The organism is Virgibacillus sp. LDC1 (genome assembly GCF_025792345.1).
Lineage (GTDB): Bacteria > Bacillota > Bacilli > Paenibacillales > Paenibacillaceae > Paenibacillus_AQ > Paenibacillus_AQ lautus.
On the sequence record NZ_JAOXLZ010000001.1, the window covers coordinates 4,303,576 to 4,327,902 of the forward strand.

General features: G+C 49.4%; 19 protein-coding genes and 1 pseudogene. 7 read left to right on the forward strand and 13 right to left on the reverse strand.

Annotated features, from left to right (window positions below; translation table 11 throughout):
• Positions 1-33: 33 nt before the first annotated feature.
• Entirely contained in the window at positions 34-1,104 is a 1,071-nt protein-coding gene (locus tag OHJ21_RS19630; RefSeq protein WP_394054134.1) for a serine hydrolase domain-containing protein, read from the forward strand.
• A gap of 62 nt (positions 1,105-1,166) precedes the next feature.
• On the opposite strand, the gene OHJ21_RS19635 is transcribed toward OHJ21_RS19630, so the two are convergent.
• Both OHJ21_RS19635 and cls read right to left on the reverse strand, forming a co-directional pair.
• Positions 1,167-2,084 (reverse strand): YitT family protein, encoded by a 918-nt coding sequence (locus tag OHJ21_RS19635; RefSeq protein ID WP_100539133.1) that lies wholly within the window; start codon positions 2,082-2,084, stop codon positions 1,167-1,169.
• Positions 2,085-2,251: 167 nt separating this feature from the next.
• Positions 2,252-3,682, reverse strand: coding sequence for a cardiolipin synthase (gene cls / locus OHJ21_RS19640; RefSeq protein ID WP_394054133.1), 1,431 nt, complete (start codon positions 3,680-3,682; stop codon positions 2,252-2,254).
• A gap of 238 nt (positions 3,683-3,920) precedes the next feature.
• Between cls and OHJ21_RS19645 the strand changes: the two genes are divergently transcribed.
• Both OHJ21_RS19645 and OHJ21_RS19650 read left to right on the forward strand, forming a co-directional pair.
• Entirely contained in the window at positions 3,921-4,892 is a 972-nt protein-coding gene (locus OHJ21_RS19645; protein WP_394054132.1) for a M23 family metallopeptidase, read from the forward strand.
• A 33-nt stretch (positions 4,893-4,925) separates the two neighbouring features.
• A complete protein-coding gene (locus OHJ21_RS19650) occupies positions 4,926-5,345 on the forward strand; it encodes a bactofilin family protein (RefSeq protein WP_326114188.1) in 420 nt (139 codons plus the stop codon).
• A gap of 133 nt (positions 5,346-5,478) precedes the next feature.
• Here the strand turns inward: OHJ21_RS19650 and OHJ21_RS19655 are convergent, their stop codons facing one another.
• Both OHJ21_RS19655 and OHJ21_RS19660 read right to left on the reverse strand, forming a co-directional pair.
• Positions 5,479-6,252, reverse strand: a complete 774-nt coding sequence (locus OHJ21_RS19655; RefSeq protein ID WP_394054131.1) for an ABC transporter permease — start codon at positions 6,250-6,252, stop codon at positions 5,479-5,481.
• Positions 6,245-7,162 carry an ABC transporter ATP-binding protein gene (locus OHJ21_RS19660; protein WP_326114186.1) on the reverse strand — a complete coding sequence of 306 codons (918 nt, stop codon included), beginning with the start codon at positions 7,160-7,162 and terminating at the stop codon, positions 6,245-6,247. The genes OHJ21_RS19655 and OHJ21_RS19660 overlap by 8 nt, the downstream gene beginning before the upstream one ends.
• A gap of 587 nt (positions 7,163-7,749) precedes the next feature.
• Between OHJ21_RS19660 and OHJ21_RS19665 the strand changes: the two are divergent.
• Positions 7,750-7,941, forward strand: a pseudogene (locus OHJ21_RS19665) (helix-turn-helix domain-containing protein); the annotation flags it as partial.
• 110 nt (positions 7,942-8,051) lie between these two features.
• On the opposite strand, the gene OHJ21_RS19670 reads toward OHJ21_RS19665, so the two are convergent.
• Both OHJ21_RS19670 and OHJ21_RS19675 read right to left on the reverse strand, forming a co-directional pair.
• Positions 8,052-8,978 carry an LCP family glycopolymer transferase gene (locus tag OHJ21_RS19670; RefSeq protein WP_326119965.1) on the reverse strand — a complete coding sequence of 309 codons (927 nt, stop codon included), beginning with the start codon at positions 8,976-8,978 and terminating at the stop codon, positions 8,052-8,054.
• A gap of 466 nt (positions 8,979-9,444) precedes the next feature.
• Positions 9,445-9,807, reverse strand: coding sequence for a hypothetical protein (locus OHJ21_RS19675; protein ID WP_100539141.1), 363 nt, complete (start codon positions 9,805-9,807; stop codon positions 9,445-9,447).
• 258 nt (positions 9,808-10,065) lie between these two features.
• On the opposite strand from OHJ21_RS19675, the gene OHJ21_RS19680 reads away from it, so the two are divergent.
• Positions 10,066-10,434, forward strand: a complete 369-nt coding sequence (locus OHJ21_RS19680) for a helix-turn-helix domain-containing protein (RefSeq protein WP_076324736.1) — start codon at positions 10,066-10,068, stop codon at positions 10,432-10,434.
• Positions 10,435-10,525: 91 nt separating this feature from the next.
• Here the strand turns inward: OHJ21_RS19680 and OHJ21_RS19685 are convergent, their stop codons facing one another.
• The 4 genes from OHJ21_RS19685 to OHJ21_RS19700 all read right to left on the reverse strand — a co-directional run bounded on the left by OHJ21_RS19685 (position 10,526) and on the right by OHJ21_RS19700 (position 19,084).
• Positions 10,526-10,669 carry a hypothetical protein gene (locus OHJ21_RS19685; RefSeq protein ID WP_164817460.1) on the reverse strand — a complete coding sequence of 48 codons (144 nt, stop codon included), beginning with the start codon at positions 10,667-10,669 and terminating at the stop codon, positions 10,526-10,528.
• A 325-nt stretch (positions 10,670-10,994) separates the two neighbouring features.
• Complete coding sequence (gltB, locus tag OHJ21_RS19690) at positions 10,995-15,590, reverse strand: glutamate synthase large subunit (RefSeq protein ID WP_394054130.1); 4,596 nt, start codon at positions 15,588-15,590, stop codon at positions 10,995-10,997.
• A 446-nt stretch (positions 15,591-16,036) separates the two neighbouring features.
• On the reverse strand, positions 16,037-18,304 hold the full coding sequence (locus tag OHJ21_RS19695) for a YhgE/Pip domain-containing protein (RefSeq protein WP_100539142.1): 2,268 nt from the start codon (positions 18,302-18,304) through the stop codon (positions 16,037-16,039).
• Between the two features lie 198 nt (positions 18,305-18,502).
• Positions 18,503-19,084 carry a TetR/AcrR family transcriptional regulator gene (locus OHJ21_RS19700; RefSeq protein ID WP_326096108.1) on the reverse strand — a complete coding sequence of 194 codons (582 nt, stop codon included), beginning with the start codon at positions 19,082-19,084 and terminating at the stop codon, positions 18,503-18,505.
• Positions 19,085-19,414: 330 nt separating this feature from the next.
• Between OHJ21_RS19700 and OHJ21_RS19705 the strand changes: the two genes are divergently transcribed.
• Entirely contained in the window at positions 19,415-20,590 is a 1,176-nt protein-coding gene (locus OHJ21_RS19705) for an MGDG synthase family glycosyltransferase (RefSeq protein ID WP_326118009.1), read from the forward strand.
• A 98-nt stretch (positions 20,591-20,688) separates the two neighbouring features.
• On the opposite strand, the gene OHJ21_RS19710 is transcribed toward OHJ21_RS19705, so the two are convergent.
• The 3 genes from OHJ21_RS19710 to thpR form a co-directional block, all read right to left on the reverse strand.
• Entirely contained in the window at positions 20,689-21,372 is a 684-nt protein-coding gene (locus OHJ21_RS19710) for a metal-dependent hydrolase (RefSeq protein WP_100539145.1), read from the reverse strand.
• A gap of 42 nt (positions 21,373-21,414) precedes the next feature.
• On the reverse strand, positions 21,415-22,314 hold the full coding sequence (locus OHJ21_RS19715; protein WP_486020953.1) for a cell wall hydrolase: 900 nt from the start codon (positions 22,312-22,314) through the stop codon (positions 21,415-21,417).
• Between the two features lie 97 nt (positions 22,315-22,411).
• A complete protein-coding gene (thpR, locus tag OHJ21_RS19720; protein WP_486020954.1) occupies positions 22,412-22,969 on the reverse strand; it encodes an RNA 2',3'-cyclic phosphodiesterase in 558 nt (185 codons plus the stop codon).
• Between the two features lie 325 nt (positions 22,970-23,294).
• Between thpR and OHJ21_RS19725 the strand changes: the two genes are divergently transcribed.
• Positions 23,295-24,248, forward strand: coding sequence for a D-2-hydroxyacid dehydrogenase (locus OHJ21_RS19725; RefSeq protein WP_486020955.1), 954 nt, complete (start codon positions 23,295-23,297; stop codon positions 24,246-24,248).
• Positions 24,249-24,327 lie beyond the last annotated feature (79 nt).

A 24,327-nucleotide genomic window follows, 5' to 3' on the forward strand; every position in this document is an offset into this window, starting at 1 on the left:
GATAAATAACAATCTGTGGGAGGTATATGGAGAATGGGAAGATACCTGGAGCAGTCGCTTCTGGATGAATGCTTGGCTCGGCTCGCTAATAAAAGGAATGTGTTTAGCACGGTTTTATGCGTTGAGGACCAGATGCAATCCCTTTCCCTTGTCAGCAGCGGCGGGGAGATGCAGACCGAGGACCGCTATTTCATTGCCAGCGTGACCAAATTGTACGTGACAGCTGTACTTTTGAAATTACGGGCGGAGCAGCGGATTGGGCTCGATGATCCAATCGGCAGGTACCTTTCAAAAGAGATCATGGCGGGACTCCATATGATGGAGAACAGGGATTACACCGAAGAAATCACGGTCAAACAGTTAATGTCCAATACGTCAGGCATCCCGGACTATTTTTCCGGGGACGTCTTCTCGGATCTCATTGCCGGGCATGATCAGGCTTGGAGTCTGGACAAAACATTGGATGCAGCCAGACGGCTAAAGCCCAAATTCAAACCTGGCCAAAGAAATAAAGCCCAATATTCCGACACCAACTACAGGCTGCTTGGACAAATAATCGAGAATATCAAGGGCGAATCCATTCAGAACGTATTCAAGGAGTACATCTTCGACAAGCTGAATCTGACACAAACGTATTTTTTCGATGATCCCGAGGATACCAGCACCGTTCCTTTCTATTTTAAGAAAAAGCGTTTGGACCTTCCTTTGTACATGGCGTCCATCGGAGCGGAAGGCGGCATTGTCTCAACGGCAAGGGAAACGATGATGTTCCTGCGCTCCTTTTTTAACGGGGATTTGTTTCCGATCAGCGATTTGGATGAGCTCCAGAGGCAATGGAATTTTCTATGGGCACCTGGACCCTTTTTCTATGGCATCGGCATTTCAAGACAGCCGCTCTCTCCATTCGGCCTAGGGCGAGGACTTATCGGTCACTGGGGGCAATCCGGCGCATTTGCCTTCCATCACCCCGAATCAGGACTCTATTTCACCGGAACCGTGAACCAGGCCGTGGGTCAATCCGCGGCAGTGCAGGCGATGACAAGAATCATTCGTCAATATGGGCGAGAGAAGAAGGCGCTTCGCCTGCACGCAGATGCCCCTTAAACAAAAAAATGTTCCACCCGTGTTAACTCTCAACATGGGTGGAACATAACACTTCATGGTTATTAGTGAATGGCTTTCTTCTTAAAGCGGCCGCCCTTCACATCATGGATGTTCCCGATGGCGACAAAAGCCTGGGAGTCCCAATCTTCCACGATCGATTTGAGTTTCGCTTCTTCCAGACGGGTAATGACAACAAAGATAACCTTCTTGCTGTCCCCGGAATAAGCGCCCTCACCATCCAGATAGGTTACGCCGCGTCCCAAACGTTGGGTCAACGCATCACCGATCTCCTTATGCTTATCACTGATAATCCAAACCGATTTGGATTGATCAATGCCTTCGATTGTAATGTCAATCAGTTTAAACGCCAGGTAATAAGCAATCAACGAGTACATGGCATGATCCCAACCGAAAATAAATCCTGCGCTGCCAAGAATAAATACGTTAATGAACATCACGATTTCGCCGACGGAGAACGGTGTCTTCTTGTTGATCAGAATGGCTACGATTTCCGTTCCGTCCAAGGAGCCGCCGGACCGGATAACAAGACCAACCCCGATACCAAGCAGAACGCCGCCGAACACGGCCGCAAGCAGCGGATCGATAGTGATCGGATCGACGGGATGCAGAAAATAAGTTCCAATGGACATGATCACTACGGCGAACAGCGTGGATAATGCAAAGGTTTTCCCGATTTGTTTATACCCCATAAACAAAAACGGAAGGTTGAACAATGTCAGGAATATACCTAGCGGAACATTGGTGATATGGGAAACCATAATGGATACGCCGGTAATGCCCCCGTCAATAATTTTGTTGGGTACCAGAAAGATCTCCAGCCCTACTGCCATCAGTACCGCACCGAAAGTTAAGAACACCAGACGACGGAGAAGCTTCAAGGTGGTTGAGCCTGCCTTGGGATTCTCCGGCTTCTGCTGCTCCGCTTTCACTGGCGCAAGAATCTTCACATCACTTGACATAAATCTCCCCCGTTCAACTTATGAAAGCTAAGCTAATTTATATTTATAAGTGAAACCCTTATAAATATTCTATCATATAAACAAAAGCTGGACATAGTCTTTTCGCAGTTTATCCTGCTTTTTACTCGGATTTCCGTCATTCCCACATCTCATGTAAGTTATTCCTTTTATAATAAGGGTGACAGCATCCTGCATAAAATTTCGGCTGCTCTCTGCCATCTTCCGCGCTGACGAAATACCTCCGCGTCAATCAGTCGGCTCTGTTTGAGATCCTCCTTAAAATCCGAAACCAACCGTTCTATCGGGGCCTGATCAAACAGTACGGCTGTCAGCTCGAAATTACAGAAGAAACTCCGCATATCCATATTCGCCGTACCGACCGAGCCGAGAAGCTCGTCCACAATGAGCACCTTGGCATGGATGAACCCTTTTTCATACTCGTAGAAGGTAACTCCCGCTGCCAGCAGTTCTTCCACGTAGGACAAGCTCGCCATTTTCACAAAACGGGAATCGGCACGATCCGGAATAATGATCCGTACATCCACACCGCTCACCGCTGCCGTCTTCAGCGCCTCATATATCCCTTCATCGGGAATGAAATACGGCGTTGTGATCCATATCCGTTCTTTGGCCACGGAAATCGCCCCGAAGCACATCTCCTGGATGGCATTCCAGTTCAGATCCGGTCCGCTGCTCAATATTTGCACTTGCTCATCCCCCGTGCATTGATGCTTCGGGAACAGCCCGAAATCCGCGATGCGTTCTCCGGATGCAAGCTTCCAATCGTGCAGAAACACATTTTGCAGGAAGTACACCGCATCTCCCTTTACTTCCAGATGCGTATCGCGCCAGTAGCCCATTTTCGGGTATTCGCCCAGATAGTCGTCCCCGACGTTAATCCCGCCAAGAAAACCGATGATGCCGTCCACCACGACGATTTTACGGTGATTCCGGTAATTGATTCTGCGGCTGAACATCGAAACCATGGCGGGCAGGAAGAAATAGAACTCCACTCCCGATTCCTTGAACCGCTGAATGAACGTTTTCTTAAGTTTATAACTGCCCAGCCCGTCACAAACCAGGCGTACCTTCACGCCTTCTTGCGCCTTTCGAATCATGATATCCTGAAACTTCGTGCCGATCCGGTCATGACGAAAGATATAGAACTCCACATGGATGTGGTGTTTGGCCTGTTCCATAGCGCTCAACATAGCAGCATAAGTCTCTTCCCCGTCCGTCAACACGCGGCTCTGATTACACCCCGTGATCGGACTCTCCGACAAGTGATTGAGCAGATTGAACAAACGGTCATTATGATGAAATCCGGCATTGTTCATACCTTCCTTGTGCCGGACAACAGCGGCCCGATCCCAGAGGTGCCCCCTGAGCTCCTGAAACAGTCTGGAGCCCCGCTTGCGAATCTTCAACCGCTTCTGATAGTCCCTCGCCACAAAGAAATAGAGTACAAACCCGATCAATGGGAGGCAAAATAAAATAAACAGCCAGGCCACGGCCTTGGACGGATTCCGAAATTCCAGCAGCAGCACTGCAACCATCTGCAAAATAAAAATAATAAGTGCAACCAGAAGCCACACCATACCGGCAGCCTCCTCACCATGAAGAATAGTGGTATTTTGAACCGAATAACTACACTACATCATTGACCAATTTCATATGTATTTATTCAATTACCCAATGACGCACCATACTGAATAAGTTCTCTTATCTAATAATTTTTGACATGTTCTTCGAAAGAATAGAATACATACTAGATAAGGAGCTGGCCAAGTCTAGCGGGTACCATGATCCACAAACGATGTATGGAAGGGAGATGCCATGAAAACCACACACCGTAAACAACGCTTAACCCTGCTGGTGCTTCGGGATGCCCAGCATTCAGTCAAACAGATCCATCTGTCCAAGCCTCTCATGATAGCGGTGCCCGCGGCCGCTATTTTGTCCATCGCCGGACTGATCGTTTCCCTGCAAATCCAGTCGGCTCAAACGATCTCGGGACTGGAGCAGCAGCTGATGCTGAAAAGCCTGGAAGCTTTAAAGATGGAAGTGACAGTTACCGACAAGGATGAAGCCATAGAACGCCTAAACAAAGCTATCATTCAGCTGTCGGGTGAAGCAGAGCAAACGAAGGTCCAGATGGAGCGCGTTCAGCAGCTGGAGCAGGAGCTTCAGCAGTTTATTCAGAAGCACGGCAGCTTGTCAGGACAGACCTCCTCCATCACAGCGGAGGATAAGCAGCATGTCGGAGGGGAATTCATTGCCGTTCATGAGAATGAAATGTTAAGTCTCGCAAGGGAGACCCATGATGATTTCGAGGAGATTCAGCAGTTGATTTCACGCATGGAGCGTCATATTCCGCGCACGCTGGATCAAGCCCAGGAGACCCAAGAGAAACGTGAAGGCACGCCCTCTCTATGGCCAACCACCTCTAAACGGCTGACATCGAATTTCGGTTATCGGAGCGATCCTTTTACCGGGCGTTCGGCCTATCATGCCGGCATCGATATTGCCGGTAAAACCGGGGATCCCATCTATGCTGCAGGTGCCGGTGAGGTGACGGCAGCGGAACGCAGCGGAGCCCGGGGGCTTTATATCGTGGTCAAACATCCGAATGGTCTGGAGACCTGGTACATGCATCTGGACAGTCTGGACGTGTCGGTAGGCGATCATGTCGATCAAGGTGAAGCCATTGGCAAGCTGGGATCCTCCGGGCGAAGCACAGGCCCTCATCTTCATTTTCAGGTCGTCAAAAACAACCAGACGATTGACCCGTTGCCTTATCTGCAGTAAACACCATCCATTCATGATGAGGAGGAATGTAATATGAAAAAGAAAAACAAGAACAAACGGGCTTCCCAGCGAACGGATACGCTAATTGGACCAGGAAGCGAAGTTGAGGGCGTGCTGCAATGCGAGGAAAACCTGCGGATTGACGGCCGCTTTAACGGCTCCATTGAAAGCCAAGGCTGTGTCACCATCGGCGAAGAAGCGATTGCCCGCTCCAATATTTCCGCTCGGGAAGTCATCGTCGCCGGCAAGGTGTACGGCGATGTGACGGCGGAAAACAAACTGACTATTACGCCTACCGGGCAAATGTATGGGGATGTTTACGCCGCTTCCCTAATCGTTATGGAAGGCGGACTCCTAAATGGAGCTAGCCGAATGGAGCATCAAACCTCCAGTCAAGAAACTGCGGAGTCAACGGACACCACACTGCCGCTCCAGCGCTCGGAAGCAGGTTAACCCAGCATATGGACGGCGACCACCCGAACCCGGCAGTTTTATATCGATCGGCCAGTTCTTTCAGCCGATATAATGAAAGAGCCCCTTCCCATCCCTGTGATTCACACGGACAGAAGGAGCTCTTTTCTTATCATTAGGCTGCCACGTCTCTCTTCGTAAAGACCAACCAAGAGATGAGCATGAACAACAAGCAATAAACACCCAGAATCGTGATGGAAAAACCTAATCCTACTCCCCCCGGTCCGACAGGCGACTGGATATAGCCGCTCAGGTCGGTGTGGAGAAAGAGTAAATACTTCGCCCATTCAAACCGCTCCGGATTAAAGATAAAACCGAAAATATCCTTGGTGAACAGGACCAGCAGCGATAATCCAATCGCCAGACCGCCAGAACGAAATACCGTAGAGAGCATAAACGCAATCAGCGAGATGACCAGTGCCTGGATCGTATCCGTCAGCAGGAGAAGCAGGGAGTTGTTCATCGACGATCCCTCGAATCCACCCGATAATCCGGTGTTGCCGGAGAACAAGAGCAGCGACATGGCGATCCCCACCACGGCCGTGATTCCTGCACAGAGCAGACCGAATAGGATCAGGGAGGTGAATTTGGACAACAGAATCTTCCCTCGGCTCCACGGCCGAATCAGCAGCAATTTGATGGTGCCTCCGGCAAACTCCCCGGCCACGATGTCCGACGCGACGATCACCGTGAATATGGTACTTAGGTAGATGGTGAAACTCTCCGTCCATGTAAATACGGTCCAGACATCCATCGGCGCATTCGTAAAGTACAGCATGGTAGGCATGGCCGCATTAAACAATAGAAGAATCCCCAGCATGACCCATGTCCGTACGCGATAGTAAATTTTCATATTCTCATTGGCAACAAGACGGGTAAAGTTATTCAACAACGGATCCCCCTCCCGTCATTTCCAAAAATTGATCCTCTAGCGACCGGGTCACCGGCTGTATGGCATACACGCGTATGCCCGCCCCGACCAATACCGCGTTGATATCCGCAATCATGTTCTCGTCGCCGCGGACAATGATTCGGTGATCGTGGGCTGACACTTGGAATTCTTGGAGCAGTACTGCCGCTGCATCCGCGTTATTGACGGTAAAAGCCGTCTCTTCAAACACCCGCTCTCCCTCGGCCGTCCGCAGCTGCCGGATATCAATCAGCTTGCCGTGACGTATAATGCCAACGGTATCACACATCAGCTCCATTTCAGACAACAAATGACTGGAGACGAATACGGTCGTCCCTTCCTCCTGCGTCAATCGGCGCAAATAATCACGCAGCTCCCGAATGCCCTGCGGGTCCAAGCCATTCGTAGGCTCGTCCAGGATCAGAAGCTTCGGTCGATGCAGTAGTGCCTGTGCCACGCCGAGCCGTTGGCGCATCCCCAGCGAATAGGTCTGCACTTTCTCATGAATCCGATTCCCGAGCCCGACAAGTTCCACTACCTCATCGATTCGCTCCTTGGTAATGCCCTGCATCATGCGCGCAAAGTGCTTCAGATTGTTATATCCAGATAAAAATTTATACATTTCAGGGTTCTCGACGATCGCCCCAATCTGCGCGGCTGCCTGTTCATAATTCTTCCGTATGCTGTAACCCCCGATGGTAATATCCCCCTGGGTGATGGACATCAGCCCGACCATCATGCGAATGGTCGTTGTCTTGCCTGCCCCGTTCGGCCCAAGAAACCCGAAGATTTGTCCAGGTGGGATATCTAAAGTCACATGATCTACCAAAACCTTGGACGAGATTTTCTTCGTAACCCCGAGCAGTCTTACCAGCGGTTCCTGCTTCATGTAATCTATTCTCCTTTGCCCTTGTATCATGTCAATCTCCACAATTATACAATACTAGAGCAAAGGACAAAATTGTTGAAATGCATGACCCCTATACTGCTTTTTAATGGAGCCGTCTACTTGCGATGCACCAACAAAGCCGATTGACACTCCTTGCAGACCCCCGCCGGAACATTATGCTTATAGAAGCCGGTTTTATACAAGCTGTGGCTTTGGGCAATGGGAAGCATCCGACAGCAACTGACGCAATACATCATCACTTCTTTCATCCCGTCATCTCCTCTCCGGGATTGATGCTTCTATTCTATGTACAGGATGATACAAAATGTATCCACTACAAAAATTCTATATAAATTGTTACTCTTTGTCAAACGTAAATAAATCAACTCCCGATGAGACTACAGAATCCGAAATATCCTTAAAACGGAGTGATGAAGAAGGATACATTTTTTTCTAATTTTTTAATAATTGCTACAATATGTATTGACGATCAACGGAATTTAGGATACATTTTGTATCATATTAGATGTTTTATGTTATGTATGTTTGCTCTAAATTAAATGGAACTTGTAGAGAGGTGAGTATGGATGTCATATGGATCTCGCATTGCAAAATTGCGGGAGCAAAAAGGTTGGACCCAAGAAGAGCTATCCGAGCTTATTGGTATCAGTCGGGCTTCTTTATCACATTATGAAAAGGACCGCAGAGAACCAAATCTGGAAACGCTAACAAGATTAGCGGACGTATTTCAAACCACGATTGATCAAATCATTGGAAGATAGTCTGTTTAGTCCCCCCACTCCAATATAATCAAAATAACCGAAAGCTTCGTTATTCTACTTCACACACAAAACCCCCTCTACTCAAAAAGGGGGTTTTGTGTTACGAGTCATTCCATATACGCTCTTAAAGTAGACGTTATCTTTTCTCTTTCTTGATCAGCGACGATATAATACCAAATTCCATTCATTTTTTGACCGTGGCCAGCAATTTCAACCTGCTCCAGCTTGTTTAGTTTTTGACGGTACTCTGTTACAAACATCTTCATCTCTTCAAACGAAATATCCGTTTTGACACTGTTTCCAATGTTGTCCAGAAGGGATTCGAGTTTAAAGACAGTCGAAATCCTTATTAACTTATTTAAGATCCCTTTCAGAACCTCCCGTTGCCTTGCATTTCTACCTAAGTCTCCCTTAGGATCTTCAAACCGCATACGCGAGAATGCCAGTGCTTCATCACCGTTTAAGTTCAGCTTCCCCTGATCAAAGTCATAGCCAGCATATTCGAACCGCATATGGTTATTTACGGTGACTCCACCCAATGAATCCACAATGCTGGAGAATCCCTCCATGTCCACTTTAATGTAGTAATCGATAGGGAATTGCAAAAAATTCTCGACGCTGCTGACCGACATCTCAACGCCTCCAAAGGCATAGGCATGGTTGATTTTATCCACCGTTCCATGTCCTACAATATCAGTTCTAGTATCACGTGGAATATTAAAAATCAGTACTGACCCCTTTGCAGGGTTTACTGCCATTAATATCATGACGTCGGATCGCCCACGATCGTAGGGCCTTTGGTCTACGCCCAAAACCAGAACAGTAAATGGATCAGCGTCCTTCATATTCTTTTCTCCGACCTGAATGGTCGTCCGATCCTGTACGAAGGTTGGAATAACTGGCGAAGGCTCCCGTTCTTCGTAAATCCGATTTGCTGTCGTTTTAATGGATTGATACGTATACAGAAGATAAGCTGAAGGCAGCAGTATAAGCATAGCCAGCAGCCACAGGACCCATTTCCTTGTCATTTTCATCCAGTGATGCCCTCCATTGCGTTGACCTTATCACGTTCCGTTATAGGTCGACGTTAAATCACGACTTAAAGAATCTCCTTCATCATCGGTATGGTGAGCGAAAGTCTTGTTATATCGCTTTTTTATCATTCGCTTATCAATAAATACATTGAATTCGTAGTGAATAAGGGTCAGGAGAAAGGGAACTCGCAGAAATATGTATCGAGGATGTTTCATGATTACATTGAACTAGATATACAACTCCAATTATAAGATTAAATAAAAATCTACATATGAAATCATATAATGAAGTTTCATTAATCGCAGGAAAAAACAACGTTATTCTAGATCTATCCCTCATCATGCACAAGGATTTAAGGTAAAAGAACTAATGACCAAGCAACATAAATATAGTAGAATATCAATAAACCATGATAATGATTCATCGTGAATACCTGTTCGCTGCAGGCTATCCATGAATTACGTTTCAGTTATAGAGACTCATTTTATTCGACTCGTTGTGACCGAACATCATTCGGTTCAACATACCCACGATACGCGTCTTTTTATCGACGTCTGTATGGAATTCCGTATGATACAATTGGCGTCCGTAAAAGAGTCCCCTTGATTCAATGCGGCCCGAAAGCAAAATATGATCCACATTATCATCAATTTCGTAACCCAATATAACATTAGAATGAATCGGTATTTCCCAAGGACATAGGAATACAAGACCACTTGGCAGCAGCTCTAGCGGCGTAACGGAATGACTTTTCCCATGAATGGTTAATTCCCCGATCTGCATGACTCTAATCCTTACTGTAATTTGGTGTTGCCGTTCTCGTAACATTGGAGGTAACCCATCCGCTCCTTATTATAATTTTTTTGGTATGGGACATTTCTGCAATGGATAAAATGATACTAACTGTACCCAAACCTTTACATTGTAGATACAATATGTATCTTATTAATGTTTATAATACGATACATATTGTATCTAGTCAATAAAAAGTAGTCTTTTTATGTATATAATAATCGGCAATTTTAACTTTTAGATCTATTCAACTAACTTCTATAGATACAAGCCATTCGAAAGGGGGATCAATGCGTGAACTACGGAGAACGAATATCTGAATTACGTGAACAGCATGGGTGGACTCAGGAAGAGCTCGCTACCTCTGTCGGTATTACACGTGCTGCACTATCCCATTATGAAAAAAATCGGCGCAAGCCCGATTTCGAAACATTGACCCGCCTGGCAGATCTGTTTGACGTATCCATAGATTATCTGATCGGGAGAACGACACAGGAAAAAACGGTGCTTGATGCGGAGGTTCGATCGTTTGTGGACGGACTTGAACTATCCGATGAGGATTTATTGGAACGCTTTAACCTTACAGTGGACGGCCGTAAACTAACTGAAGATGAAGCCAAGCGATTTATTGCATTTGTCCGCATGGAACGGGCCATGAAATAACGGCTCCATGCCCAAGAACTACAAATCCCCGACGTGTAGGATACGACTATCCCAACATGTCGGGGATTTTCTTGTCACCATGAGATCATATCTAATCTTTTCGTTCCTCCAATTGCAGCCATTTATCAGGATGGATTCCCAATTGAGTCATGAGCTTATTGATGTCGATGTTCGTTTTCTGCTGGTCAAGCCGCTGCTCGGTGCTTCCGGAGCCTCTCTCCTTGTCCACACTCATTTCCACAACTACCTCGCTTATCTATAATTTCCTCTCCATCCCAGCTGCTAATACGTGTTGAAATTACCATATATACAGCAACAAACCTATTAAACAACTTACTTACCAATATTATAACGAACGAATCCACATGATGCTGTCGTCTTGTGGAGCCTTTGTCCTATGCTTCGGGTTCTAATTTTGTCGAATTTTCTTTTGGAATATTTTGTTGAAAAACACAAATTTCTTAATAACACTCATCACAGCTTATTTTATATATGAAAAAAAACCACATTGCATTCATTAAAGAACACAATGTGGTTTCTGATTAACATAACAACAGATGCTAGTTCCCTGTACGAGCCAGCTCTCTCATATTCGCCTCAAATGCGGCGAGGAGCGCAGCTTCACCCGCCAGGCCTTGGTCTTGAGCCTTTTCGATATGCAGCAGCATACGTTTGTAATCCTTCGGAATGATACGGACAAAGCGGCTGAGCGCCTGATCCCAGTCTCCTAGAATTTGCTGTGCCGGCACACTGCCGGTGTACTGCTCATGCTGCTGGACAAGATGACGGAGTTCTTCCGCTTCTGCTGCATCCTCCACGCGCTCAAGGAGCACCATCTCCAGATTACAGCGATCCATAAAAGTTCCTTCAGGATCATAGACATAGGCTACACCACCGGACATCCCGGCTGCGAAGTTGCGTCCAGTTTCCCCGAGAACGACTACCCGGCCGCCGGTCATATATTCACAGCCATGATCGCCGACACCTTCAACGACAATGCTCGCACCCGAGTTACGAACGGCAAAGCGCTCGCCGGCAATGCCTCTTACATAGGCTTCACCGCCTGTAGCACCATAGAACGCGGTATTACCGGCAATGATGTTCTCCTCCGCTTTGAAGGTTGCTTTCCGTGAAGGCTTCACGATCAGCTTGCCGCCGGAAAGACCTTTACCGATATAGTCATTCGCATCCCCTTCAACCGTCAGCGTCATCCCTTTCGGCACAAAGGCACCAAAGCTCTGGCCTGCGGAACCCACGAAGTTAAATTGAATCGTGTCTTCCGGCAGTCCGGCAGCACCGTATTTGCGGGTGACTTCACTGCCCAGAATGGTACCCACTGCACGATCCACGTTTGTGATTGGGAAGGTACCTTCCACCGCTGCTCCCGATTCCAATGCAGGCGCAGCGCTGGCGAGCAGTGAACGCATATCCAGCGTTTCTTCCAGGCCATGATTCTGTCTTTGCGTACGATAGCGAGTGCTGCCTTCGGGAAGCTCCGGCGTATACAGCAATGCGGAAATATCCACGCCTTTCTTCTTCCAGTGATGATCCGCTTTGACGGCATCCAAGCAGTCGGTACGTCCAATCATCTCATTAACGTTGCGGAAACCAAGCTCTGCCATCAGCTCGCGCATGTCTTGAGCGACAAATCGCATAAAGTTGGCAACATGCTCCGGATCTCCTGTAAAGTTCTTACGCAGCTCCGGATTCTGAGTGGCTACGCCAACCGGACAGGTGTCCATTTGGCAGACACGCATCATGATACATCCGATGGCAACCAATGGTGCAGTAGAGAACCCATACTCTTCGGCTCCAAGCAGAGCCGCTACCACCAAGTCGCGTCCGTTCAGCATTTTGCCATCTGTCTCGAGCACAACGCGGTCACGCAGATTGTTCATGATAAGCGTCTGATGGGTCTCGGCAAGGCCAAGCTCCCAAGGCATACCCGCATGACGGATCGAGCCTTGCGGCGAAGCACCCGTACCGCCATCGTAACCACTGACCAGAATGATATCCGCCCGGCCCTTCGCAACACCCGCAGCGATCGTACCCACTCCCACCTCGGATACGAGCTTCACGTTGATATCCGCACGCGGGTTGGAGTTCTTCAGGTCGTAAATAAGCTCTGCCAAATCCTCAATGGAGTAGATATCATGATGCGGCGGCGGCGAGATCAGGCCAACACCCGGCGTCGAACCGCGAACCTCAGCTACCCAAGGATATACTTTACGGCCCGGCAGCTGTCCGCCTTCGCCCGGCTTCGCGCCCTGGGCCATCTTAATCTGGATTTCGTCCGCATTCACCAGGTAGTTGGAGGTTACGCCGAAACGTCCCGAAGCCACCTGTTTGATGGCGCTGCGGCGGGAATCGCCATTAGCATCCGGGATGAAACGGGCCGGATCCTCTCCGCCTTCGCCTGTATTGCTCTTGCCTCCGATGCGGTTCATCCCGATCGCTAGGCTCTCATGCGCTTCCTTGCTGATCGAGCCGAATGACATTGCGCCCGTTTTGAATCGGCGCATGATGGATTCTACGGATTCAACCTCATCCAGTGGTATCGGTTCGCCGACCGGCTTGATTTCGAGCAGTGAGCGCAGCGTAAGGTGCTGCTCATTCTCGCCTTTCACAAGCTCTGCGTATTTCTTGTAAGTTGCATAGTCATTGGTGCGGACAGCCTGCTGCAGCAAATGGATGGTTCTCGGGTTGAACAAATGCTCTTCCCCGTCAGCTCTCCATTGATATTCACCGGCTGAATCCAGCGCTTTATCGTTCCCATCCTTCTCGGTAAAGGCACGCTCGTGATGGGCCAGGGTTTCCTCGGCCACTTCTTCGAGACCGATACCTCCGATACGGGATGGTGTCCGTGTGAAATAGCTTTCTACGAAATCTTCTTTGAGGCCGACAGCCTCAAAGATTTGGGCCCCGCGATAAGATTGGATCGTGGAGATCCCCATTTTCGATAAAACTTTGACGACGCTCTTGCTTGCCGCTTTAATGTAATTTTTCACGGCTTTCTCATGCGAGATCCCGCGAAGCATCCCCTCGGAAATCATGTCATCTAGTGTTTCGAACGCCAGATACGGATTGACCGCGCTCACGCCGTAACCAAGCAGCAAGGCGTAATGATGCACTTCGCGAGGCTCCCCGGATTCAAGCAGAATTGCCACCTTGGTTCGGGTTCCCTGACGGATCAGGTGATGATGGAGAGATGATACGGCAAGCAGCGATGGAATCGCAGCATTGTCTTTATCCACGCCGCGGTCCGACAAGATCAAGATGTTATGGCCCTTGGCAATAACCCGGTCCGCCGCCTCGCAGAGGGTATCGATCGCCTGGCGAAGCCCTTGTGCACCTTCGGCTGCCGGGAAGAAGATCGGAATGGTCATGGATTTGAAGCCGGGACGACGAACGTGGCGCAGCTTCGCAAAATCTTCATTAGAGAGCACCGGCGAGTCCAGACGGATATGACGGCAGCTTTCCGGCTCCGGCTTCAGCAGATTGCGCTCCGGACCGATCGTTGTTGCCGTTGAAGTCACCAGTTCTTCTCGAATCGCATCAATCGGCGGGTTCGTCACCTGGGCGAACATCTGCTTGAAGTAGTTGAACAGCCGCTGCGGACGGTCGGATAACACCGCAAGCGGTGCATCGTATCCCATGGATGCGACAGCTTCCGCACCCGTAATCGCCATCGGCTCGATGACTTTGCGCAGCTCCTCATACGTATACCCGAAGGCTTGCTGCAGTTGACGTACATTTTCATGCTTCGGATCCGGTAGTTCCGGCGCGTCAGGGAGATCATGAAGCTCTACCAGATGCTCATCCAGCCATTCAGAGTATGGAAGTTCCGCGGCGATGCTTGCTTTGACTTCTTCGTCAGAGATGATCCGGCCTTCCTTCGTGTCAACGAGCAGCATCCGGCCAGGACGCAAGCGGTCCTTGTACAGCACGTTTTCCGGCGGAATATCCAGAACGCCCGCTTCGGAGGACAGAATGATCAGATCATCCTTCGTTACATAATAACGGGATGGACGCAGTCCGTTCCGGTCCAGGGTAGCCCCGATCTGAACACCGTCCGTGAACGCCATCGCAGCCGGGCCGTCCCATGGCTCCATCAGCGTGCTGTGGTATTCATAGAATGCTTTTTTGCTCTTATCCATGCTCTCATGGTTGCTCCACGGCTCAGGGACCATCATCATGGCCACATGCGGCAGGGAACGACCGCTGAGATACAGGAACTCAAATGTATTATCGAACATACCGGTATCGGAACCATCCGGGTTGATGACAGGTTTCACCTTCTCCAGATCGCTTCCGAACAGTTCATGCTCGAACAGCGATTGACGGGCGTGCATCCAGTTTACATTTCCGCGCAGCGTGTTGATCTCGCCGTTGTGGATCATGAAGCGGTACGGATGCGCGCGTTCCCAGCTTGGGAACGTGTTCGTACTGAAACGGGAGTGAATTAGCGCGATAGCGGATTCCAATCCCTGTTCCTGCAGGTCCAAGTAAAATTCCCCTACCTGCTCCGTCGTTAACATGCCCTTATATACGATTTTCCGGCAGGACAGGCTGGATACATAGAAGCTGTCTCCTTCGGGCTTGCCGCTGTAACGGATCGCCAGCTCGGCACGGCGGCGGATGACATACAGCTTGCGCTCGAACGAGAGATCATCCTGAATGTCGGCGCTGCGTCCGATGAACACTTGGCGGACATACGGCTTTGCCGCTTTTGCGGATTTACCCAGCATTTCATCATGGGTTGGTACATCACGGAATCCAAGCAGGGTTTGACCTTCTTCAGCAATAATCGAAGCCAACTGGTCCTCATGGGCCAAGCGGACAGCAGGATCATGGGATAGGAACAGCATGCCGGCACCGTAATGCCCGGCTTCCGGAAGCTCAAAGCCCAGTTTCGCGGCTTCGGCGGAGAAGAAGGTGTGAGGAATTTGCAACATAATCCCAGCGCCGTCACCGGAGTTCGGCTCGCTGCCCTGTCCGCCGCGATGCTCCATATTGGCAAGCATGGTCAGCGCGCTGCTAACGATTTCATGGGATGGCTTACCCTTGATATGGGCAACAAAACCCATACCGCAAGCATCTTTTTCAAACTGCGGATCATAGAGGCCCTGTTTCTGGGGAAAATCAGTATGTTTCATAAGATGCAACCTTTCTTTGTATAGAATAAAATGCTGCTGATCAATAACAGAAATCATAAAGGTTGGACATCAATCCTCTCCTGCAGTGGACACACTGTCTTGAGGTGATGCAGTATTGTGCAAAAGCGGCAAGGGGTAACATTTACCTGACACGTAAGATTTATTAGTTCTATATATTTTATCACCGTCATACAGTGCAGGCAATTCAAAGTTTTTATGAATTTGATAAGAATTGTTTTTATGAGAGTTATCACAATACATAGTTAAAACTTATGTAGAATAGTGCAAAAAAACATGCAAATAAAACATTCCGAACAGGCGGTTTTGTTCACCTTATCTCATTTCCTCGCCATCCCGCTCCAAACATCTCTTCATAAAAAAGGACTTCCCCGAGATCTGATCGACCTTCGGGGAAGTCCTCTTCCTTCATATAATAGATATCTTGCTTATGCAGTCACCGCTGTATCGGTGTCCGCTGCCTTCTTGCTGTTTCGGGTAGCCAGGAAGTACACGGCGGTCAGTGCCAGGAATACCAGACCGAATCCGGCCAGTACCCCCACATTGGCCCACATGCCGTCGAAACTTCCAGTGGAAATGACGTCCTTGTAGCCTTTTACGCTGTAAGTCATCGGCAGCAGCGGATTCAATGCCTTCATCCAGTTCGGAATTAGCTCTACCGGGAAGGTGCCTGCGCTTGTTGTCAATTGGAGGATCAGAATAACGATGACGACGAAGCGTCCAGGCTGATCCAGCCATGTCACGAACATTTGCACCAGGAACATGAACGACAAACTCGTAACAATAGAGAAGAGATAGAAGAGCGGAACGCTCTGTACATCAAGCTTCAATCCGTACAGCATGACGACCGCTGCCAGCAAGGCTTGAATCAATCCCATACCGGCAAAGGACAGCGTACGGCTGACAAACCGGTTCCAGCCCGATGCATTCGGTACCGATGCACTGCGGATCGGCAAGATAATCGTACAGAGCAGTGCTCCGACAAACAAACCGAGCGACAGGAAGTATGGTGCGAATCCCGTACCGTAGTTCGGCACTTCGTTCACCTTGTGCTCTTCAACCTGTACCGGTCCGGCAAACATGGTGACCGTTTCGTCGGTTGTTTTGATATCGCCTGTCTTGTCGGCAGCCTCGTTCAGCTTGCCTGCAAGCTCTCCGCTGCCTTCCTTCAATTCACTCATCCCGTTTACCAGCTCACCGGCTCCGGAATCCAGCTTTTTCGAGCCGTCGGCAAGCGTGGTAACGCCGCTTCCGAGCTTGCCCGCTCCACCTGCAAGCTGCTCCGTTCCTTGCGAAAGGGTGGCTGCGCCGCTTGCGAGCTCCTTGCCGCCAGCTGCCGCCTCGCTCAGCTTCGTGCCGAACAGCTTCATGCCGTCAGCCAATTGGCTTTGACCGGCGCTCAGCTGTTTGGCACCAGCCAGCAGCTCTTGGCCGCCAGCTGCGAGCTGTTTGCCGCCTTCAGCCAGCTGGTTCGCTCCGGCGCTCAGCTTGCCGGCGCCTTCCTGCAGCTGCTGCGTGCCTTGATTCAGCTCGGCTGCGCCTTGTGCCAGCTGTTTCTGGCCGGCATTCAGCCCGCTTGTGCCGGAGGCAACGGATTGGCTCGCAGCCAGCAGCTGCTGAACCTCCGGACTTTGCGCCAGCTCCGGATTGCTTTCAGCCAGCTTCTTCAATCCGTCTGCAACGGCTTTGGCGCCTTGCTCCAGGGAAGCCGTAGCCTCCAGCGATTGATTCAGCCCGGCTTTCAGGCTGCTGCTGCCTTCATGAGCGCTTTTCGCGCCTGCCGCAAGCTGGGAAGCCCCTGCCTGGTTGGCTTGCAGGCCTTCATTCAGAGCGGTGCTGCCGGCTGCGGCAGATTCAATCCCCGCTTGCAGCTTGGCACCACCCTTGCTTGCTTCCTCAGCTCCGGCCTGCAGCTTGCTGTGACCCGCTTTCAGCTGATCCAAGCCGGAAGCAAGAGTGCCAGCTCCTGTGTTCAGCTTGCCTGCACCGTTATTCAGTTCCTGCACACCTTGTGTTAAAGGTGCGATTCCATCCTGAAGCTCCTGTGTGCCGCTGACGAGTTTAGCCAGATTTTCCTTCAGCTTCACGGCGCCGTCATCCAGTTTTACGGCACCTTCGGATATCTTGGTTGCGCCGTCTCCCGCTTCGCTCAAGCCATCGGACACTTTGGCTACTTGATCGAACAAAGTTTCCGTATAGGCTTCCGTCACCTTCGCGGACACCTTGGACTGAATCTGCTTCACCGCAGATCCGCCGATTTGGGCCGCCAGAAAATTGTAGCCTTCATTCGGTTCAAATACGATTTGCGCAGGCTGCGGATGGTCATCCATTAAAGTTGTCGCCTGCTGTGAGAAATTCTCGGGGATGCTGATGGTCATGTAGTATTTGTTATCCTTCATGCCCTGCTCAGCTTCCTGCCGATCAACGAATTGCCAATTAAAATCTTTTCCCTTCTTCAGCTCGGCAACCAAATCCTCGCCAGCGTGAAGCGTCTTTTCTTCAAAAACAGCGCCCTGGTCGTTATTGACGACCGCAACGGGCAAATCCTCCATCTTTCCATACGGGTCCCAAAAGGCCCCGAGGAACATACCACTGTACATGACCGGTATGAACAGCACGGCGATGATCGGAATCAATATTTTTTTATTCCGAACGGCAGCGCCAAGATCTTTTGCAAATACAGATAATGACTTCATCCAGTCTCTCTCCTTTTTTTCTCTAAATAACCAGCCGACATGAATCTGCCTCATGGCAGATCACATTCCAGTACAGAATGACCGATATCCTCAATTGGTCAGTTCGGGCCAAAAAAAAACGATCCCTGCCAAGGAAGACGATCCCTCAAGCCTAGAGAGTCCGCCTTCCTCATCACGAAGGAGGTTCCTACATCCTTCTTACGTAGTGGCCTTCAACCCGTCAGCCAAGAACACCATCATATATTCCTTGATCTGTTCCTTGCTCAGCGGCTTGTGAAGCTGATTGAAGTCGGTCGTGAGCGCAACATACAGCTTCAGCATCACGAAGGATACCACTTGAGCATCCAGCGGCTTGAGCTCGCCGATCGATATGGCCTGCTCCACAATTCCCTCCAGATACCCGACGATTCCATTCTCCACCTTCGTCAACCCTTCATGCGCCTTCGGCGTGCCAATATCCCGAACCTCTTGCGATAGCTTAATGAACAGCTCATGCTCGCTTCGGAATTCAAGCAGCGCATCCAGCACCCGATACAGATTGTCGAAGAAATCTCTGTCCTTCCGAATCTCCCGCTCGGCAATACGCTTCATCTCCATAATGGCCGACAGCAAAATCTCGTCAAACAGTTCATCCTTATTCGTGAAAAACGTGTAGATCGTACCTTTCCCTACATTCGCAATCTTTGCCACCTGTTCCATCGTCGTCGCTTTATATCCGAACAAAGCAAACGACTTGGAGGCAGCATCCAGCACCTGCTTCCGACGGTCCACAGCTGACATGCTTACCCCTCCTTCTTGATCTTTTTAAAATGGCCTTCATTTCAAAACTGACCAAAATACTTTTTCGGTCATTCGGTCAAAAATCACTTTACCAGATTGTCGGATTCATTGCAATATCTTTTCGTTAAATTTTTTAATATTTTGAATGCAGGGTTCAAATCTCATCATGACGTCTAATGTAGGGTACACTCTGACTCCCAGACGTAAAATAATTGAAATGCTTTTCCCTTTTGCGCGTATACTTATGATGCATACTCTTTTTTTTCGCGCCGCTCTTCAAAAAATGATTCCTGTTTTGTAAGATAGAGGGAGAAAGAAGTAGGTGAAACCATGCGATATACAAGAGTGCTCCTCTTTTCCGAGGGTTTCGGCACAGGACATACGCAAGCAGCGTATGCGCTGGCTGAAGGTATACAACGGATGAATCCCGGCATCCACTGCCGTGTCATTGAGCTTGGCAATTTTTTGAATCCAACCGTGGGGCCGTTAATCTTATCCGCTTATCGAAAAACCGTCAGCACCCGGCCTCGCCTTGTCGGCATGCTGTACCGTTCGCAATATAAGAAATCGTTAAACCGTCTGACGCGGCTCGCGCTGCACCGCATATTCTATGCGCAGGCCCAGCGGGTCATCGAGCAGCTGAAACCGGATCTCATCATATGTACCCACCCCTTTCCTAATGCCGTGGTCTCCCGCCTGAAGCGTCAAGGGCTTGAGGTTCCGCTCTATACGCTGATTACCGACTATGATGCCCATGGCACCTGGGTCAATTCGGAAGTGGATGAATATCTCGTATCAACGCCTCATGTGAAACAAATGCTGCTGCTGCGGGACATTCAGCCCGAATACATTCATGTGACCGGCATTCCGGTGCATCCCAAGTTCTGGGAAAGAAGCAATCGAGAGGCGCTTCAAGCCGAGCTTCGATTAAAGAACATGCCAACCGTGCTGATTATGGGGGGCGGATGGGGCCTCGTGTTCAACAAGGAACTGCTCAGCAAGCTGGCCAGCAGGGCCGATGATATCCAGCTGGTCTTCTGTATGGGACAGAACGAGAAGCTGGTTGCCAGCATGCGCGAAGACCCGATCTTTCAGCATCCCAACATTCATGTTCTCGGTTATCGCGACGATATACATAAACTCATGGAAGTGTCGGATTTGCTCATTACGAAGCCAGGCGGTATGACATGTACGGAGGGAGCTGCCAAGGGAATTCCTATGCTGTTCTATGAGCCTATCCCGGGACAGGAAGAAGTGAATTCCCATTTCTTTGTCAGCGAAGGCTATGCGGAAATTTTGGACTCTCCTTCCGTCATCGATAAATGGCTGAACCTGCTGTCCGATCATTATGATCAGGTGACAAAGAAACGTAACGGAGCAGGCCGGCGGCGCATCCCGCATCTGGAGCCCGACCACTGTGCCAGCCAGGTGATGGGATTGCTGACCGAAGGGCGCATGCCCGGTTATCATGAAGATGCCGTCAAACTGTTAGCGGACCAGCCCTAATATCTGCAGCATGTTCTATGTTTCCCGCTTTTGCACTTTTACCCCAAAAAAGCTTCCCTGTCACGAAGACAGGGAAGCTTTTTTCATGAAAAACCCATCTATATCTCCAGCGTTTCTCCAGCCTTCAATGGATGACCCTGAATGCCTGTTTTGGCTAGTTCGTCGCAGAAGGCCCCTGCATCCTGTTTAATGCCCGGGAACGTGTCGTAATGTACTGGGATGACATGTTTCGCACGAATCCACTGTGCGGCCAGCAGGGCGTCCTGTGGACCCATCGTCAATAAATCCCCAATCGGCAGCGCAGCTGCATCAATGTGATTCATCTCTCCGATCAAGCGCATATCCCCAAACAAACTCGTATCGCCTGCATGATAGAATGTTTTGCCGCCCATCGTCAGAATGACGCCACCAGGCTGCCCTGCATAGATCCAAGTGTCCCCTACCGAAATGGATGAAGAATGAAAGGCCGGGGTAAACTTCACCTTAAAGCCATCGAATTGCGCGCTTCCGCCGATGTTCATTCCATGGGATTTGGCTCCCAGGCTGCCGCAATACACGGCGAGTTCATAGACCGCGATAATCGGGCAATCATTCTGTTTCGCAATCTCGATGCAATCGCCAAAATGATCGGAGTGCCCATGCGTCAGCACAACCGCATCCACCTTTACGTCTTTGGGCTCGATGCCGGAGCCTGGATTCCCTGATAGCAGCGGGTCGATGATCACACGAACTCCGCCTTCTTCCACCAAAATGCTAGAATGGCCGTAATACGTAATATTCATGCTTAAACACACCTCCTACATCCTAGTTTACCCATACGGGCACTACTTGTAAAAAGAGTGATTTCCTATTTTTTTTACGAACGTTCTTGAATGATGTACCGTCAGATCCTGAGCCAGCTTCAAAGACAGGAAAAAGTACGTATCGTCCTTTACCTCTTTTTGGCCATGAAGTGCCGCATTCACGGATTTAATCGTCTCTTTGTTCGGCTTGACACGTTTAAGACGCCCGTTCGCTACAGGACTAAATTGGTGCTTTTGATAGATGACATCGGTAATGGTATCGGGAAAATTAGCTGACCGCAGCCGGTTTAAGACAACGTTAGCAACTGCTACTTTGCCTTCGTACGGTTCGCCTTCCGCTTCTGCCATAACAATCTTCTGGAGCAGAAGCAGTTCTTCAGCTGACAAATCATAGGTCCAGGTCGCTTTGTCTTTCTGATCCTGGGTTAACGTATTTGTTCTTGTGAAGAATAAAGTTGTGGGGGGTGATAAGCTTTCAGTCTGAGATTTGACGACATGCGTCCCCTTTTGTTTTGCCGGTTTCCCGTCTGCAGTCTGAGATTTCGATGGTTTCTTTTTCTCATCTGCAGCCTTCAATGCTTGTTGCGAGTTCCAATATCCGTTTTCAGCCAAACCGATGCCTTTTGCGCTTGAAAAAGCATGGCTCTTGCTCCCCGGCTTATTCCACTCCTGGAAAACAATTGAAGACAAAATATTGACAGGTTCCCTATCCTGCTTGGTACTCGCCTCTTTTACGAATCGATCCGGGTCAGGCTCAGTAGCCGGTGCAGCCGTCACGAACTTCGGCATATCCTGCTGCTGTTCTTCCCCTTCCGTTGTCTTTGTCTGCATTCCAAGTAAACTTATAAGAGACAAACTCACAAAGAGCGCTCCAATGAGCAGCGCAACCCAGCGATTTTGCCGTAGCACGTTCATAACCATATTTTTCCTCCTATGATGTCGGCACATTCCTACACTATGTAACCACATTTTTAGGCTTTGAAAACATGGTAATTTTATGAACATTCTATCCTCAATTTCAGAAAAATGTTGAAAGCCGCGCCACACCTACTGTTTCGTACATCGGACTTGCATGCAAATTTGTTCGAAAAAGAACGAGCTGCTGCACTTCCCACTGGATGGGGTTGGGTCCTGTTCCGATAACATCCAATGAAAATTTTTGATTTCCTTGAAATTTCCGGCCAACCGTAATATGCGGACGAAACGGTCGCTCCTCCGGCACAAATCCGAAAGACTCCATCCTTGATACCACCGATTGCTGAAGCTGAGACAGAGCATTCAAGTCCCCGCCGACTCCCGCCCATAAAATTCTTGGCGAGGCGCTTGCCCCGAACACGCCGGCATCATAAAGGCCAAGCCTGAAGGGTTTATGCTCCTTGGCGACTTCCTGCAGCGCCGCCGTGAGCTCCGCTATCCGATTTGACGGCGTATCGCCCAGAAACTGTAAGGTGATGTGGTAATCCTGCGGATGAACCCATTTTTTGAAAGTCACTTGCTCCACCAATGTTTCCGTCCAATCCTGAATCCGGGAAGATACCTCCGAAGGCAGATGTACGGCAACAAATAAACGATCCATAGCTCCCTCAGCCGAATGGCTCAACTAAGACACTTCCTTCCAATCTCTTTATCCTAAGCAGCCACCGGCTGCAATAAGGCACCATGTTTTCGTGGTTCGTTTATAGTTTGAGCAATATGACATGAAAATAGTATGAGGGGTACATCAAATTCGCCTAAAAATATGATGAAGCTTCAATTTACCATAAAACGGACAATAATTCATGTACAATTTTTCCAATCTGGACAGTTCGTCCATGCGCAACGTTATGATTTCTGATAATATGTTCCCAAAGAGCGTTACGCTTTTATTCTGGTTTATATCACATTCCTTAGGAGGTAGCACCATGCCGAAAATCGTTGCCATACACGACTTAACCACGGAACAACAGCAAAAAATCAAGGATATCGCCCAGGACTATGAGCTGTTGGTTACCAAAGCGAAAGAGCTTACTCCAAGCATCGTTCGGGATGCCGAAATCATGATCGGCTGGTCACGCTCCATCCAGGAAGATATATTGTCTGCGGACAGTAAACTAAAATGGATTCAGGCATGGTCAGCCGGCGTGGATAAAATGCCGCTCAAAGAGCTCGAAGAAAAGGGCATTCAGCTTACCAATGCCAGCGGCGTACATAGCGTTCCGATCACGGAGCATATTTTTGCGATGATACTGGCCTTCAACCGCAACCTTCATCTCGCCATTCGACAGCAATCGAACAACCAATGGGACACGTCCGGCACGTTCACGGAATTGGCAGGCAAAACCATCGTCATCGTTGGCGTCGGCCAGATCGGCAGTCATACGGCGAGCGTGACCCAGGCGTTCGGTATGCGGACCGTCGGGGTCCGCCATTCCGGGAAGTCCGATCCTTACGTGGAAGCGATGTATAAGGTCGATCAGCTCGATGAAGCGCTGGCTGAAGGCGATTATATCGTGAACATCCTGCCGCTCACCGATGATACCCGTGGGTTGTTCAATAAGGCAAGATTCTCGGCGATGAAGAACTCCGCCTTCTTCGTTAACGTTGGCCGGGGTCAAACCGTAGTAACCGAAGACATGATTCAGGCACTTCAATCCGGGTCATTGGCGGGTGCGGGACTTGATGTGTTCGAGGAAGAGCCGCTTCCGTCAGACCATCCGCTGTGGACCATGGACAACGTCATCATGACCCCTCATATGGCGGGTGATACGGATCGCTACGGCGAGCGTGCCGTGGATATTTTCCTGGAAAATTTACAGAGCTATGTAAGCGGTAAGCCGCTGTCCCGAAATGTGATAGACTATAGCAAGTCGTACTAAGACCAGGTAACAAGTTCTTAAGTACAGCTTTAATCCTGCTCTTTAAGGAGCCGGGGATCGATCTTGCAACAAAGACCAC

Bases quoted from the DNA above. Each gene is read 5' to 3' on its own strand.
- OHJ21_RS19630 (WP_394054134.1), top strand. From the start codon at position 34: ATGGGAAGATACCTGGAGCAGTCGCTTCTGGATGAATGCTTGGCTCGG.
- OHJ21_RS19635 (WP_100539133.1), bottom strand. From the start codon at position 2,084: ATGTCAAGTGATGTGAAGATTCTTGCGCCAGTGAAAGCGGAGCAGCAG.
- cls (WP_394054133.1), bottom strand. From the start codon at position 3,682: ATGGTGTGGCTTCTGGTTGCACTTATTATTTTTATTTTGCAGATGGTT.
- OHJ21_RS19645 (WP_394054132.1), top strand. From the start codon at position 3,921: ATGAAAACCACACACCGTAAACAACGCTTAACCCTGCTGGTGCTTCGG.
- OHJ21_RS19650 (WP_326114188.1), top strand. From the start codon at position 4,926: ATGAAAAAGAAAAACAAGAACAAACGGGCTTCCCAGCGAACGGATACG.
- OHJ21_RS19660 (WP_326114186.1), bottom strand. From the start codon at position 7,162: ATGAAGCAGGAACCGCTGGTAAGACTGCTCGGGGTTACGAAGAAAATC.
- OHJ21_RS19670 (WP_326119965.1), bottom strand. From the start codon at position 8,978: ATGAAAATGACAAGGAAATGGGTCCTGTGGCTGCTGGCTATGCTTATA.
- OHJ21_RS19675 (WP_100539141.1), bottom strand. From the start codon at position 9,807: ATGTTACGAGAACGGCAACACCAAATTACAGTAAGGATTAGAGTCATG.
- OHJ21_RS19685 (WP_164817460.1), bottom strand. From the start codon at position 10,669: ATGAGTGTGGACAAGGAGAGAGGCTCCGGAAGCACCGAGCAGCGGCTT.
- gltB (WP_394054130.1), bottom strand. From the start codon at position 15,590: ATGAAACATACTGATTTTCCCCAGAAACAGGGCCTCTATGATCCGCAG.
- OHJ21_RS19695 (WP_100539142.1), bottom strand. From the start codon at position 18,304: ATGAAGTCATTATCTGTATTTGCAAAAGATCTTGGCGCTGCCGTTCGG.
- OHJ21_RS19700 (WP_326096108.1), bottom strand. From the start codon at position 19,084: ATGTCAGCTGTGGACCGTCGGAAGCAGGTGCTGGATGCTGCCTCCAAG.
- OHJ21_RS19705 (WP_326118009.1), top strand. From the start codon at position 19,415: ATGCGATATACAAGAGTGCTCCTCTTTTCCGAGGGTTTCGGCACAGGA.
- OHJ21_RS19710 (WP_100539145.1), bottom strand. From the start codon at position 21,372: ATGAATATTACGTATTACGGCCATTCTAGCATTTTGGTGGAAGAAGGC.
- OHJ21_RS19715 (WP_486020953.1), bottom strand. From the start codon at position 22,314: ATGGTTATGAACGTGCTACGGCAAAATCGCTGGGTTGCGCTGCTCATT.
- thpR (WP_486020954.1), bottom strand. From the start codon at position 22,969: ATGGATCGTTTATTTGTTGCCGTACATCTGCCTTCGGAGGTATCTTCC.
- OHJ21_RS19725 (WP_486020955.1), top strand. From the start codon at position 23,295: ATGCCGAAAATCGTTGCCATACACGACTTAACCACGGAACAACAGCAA.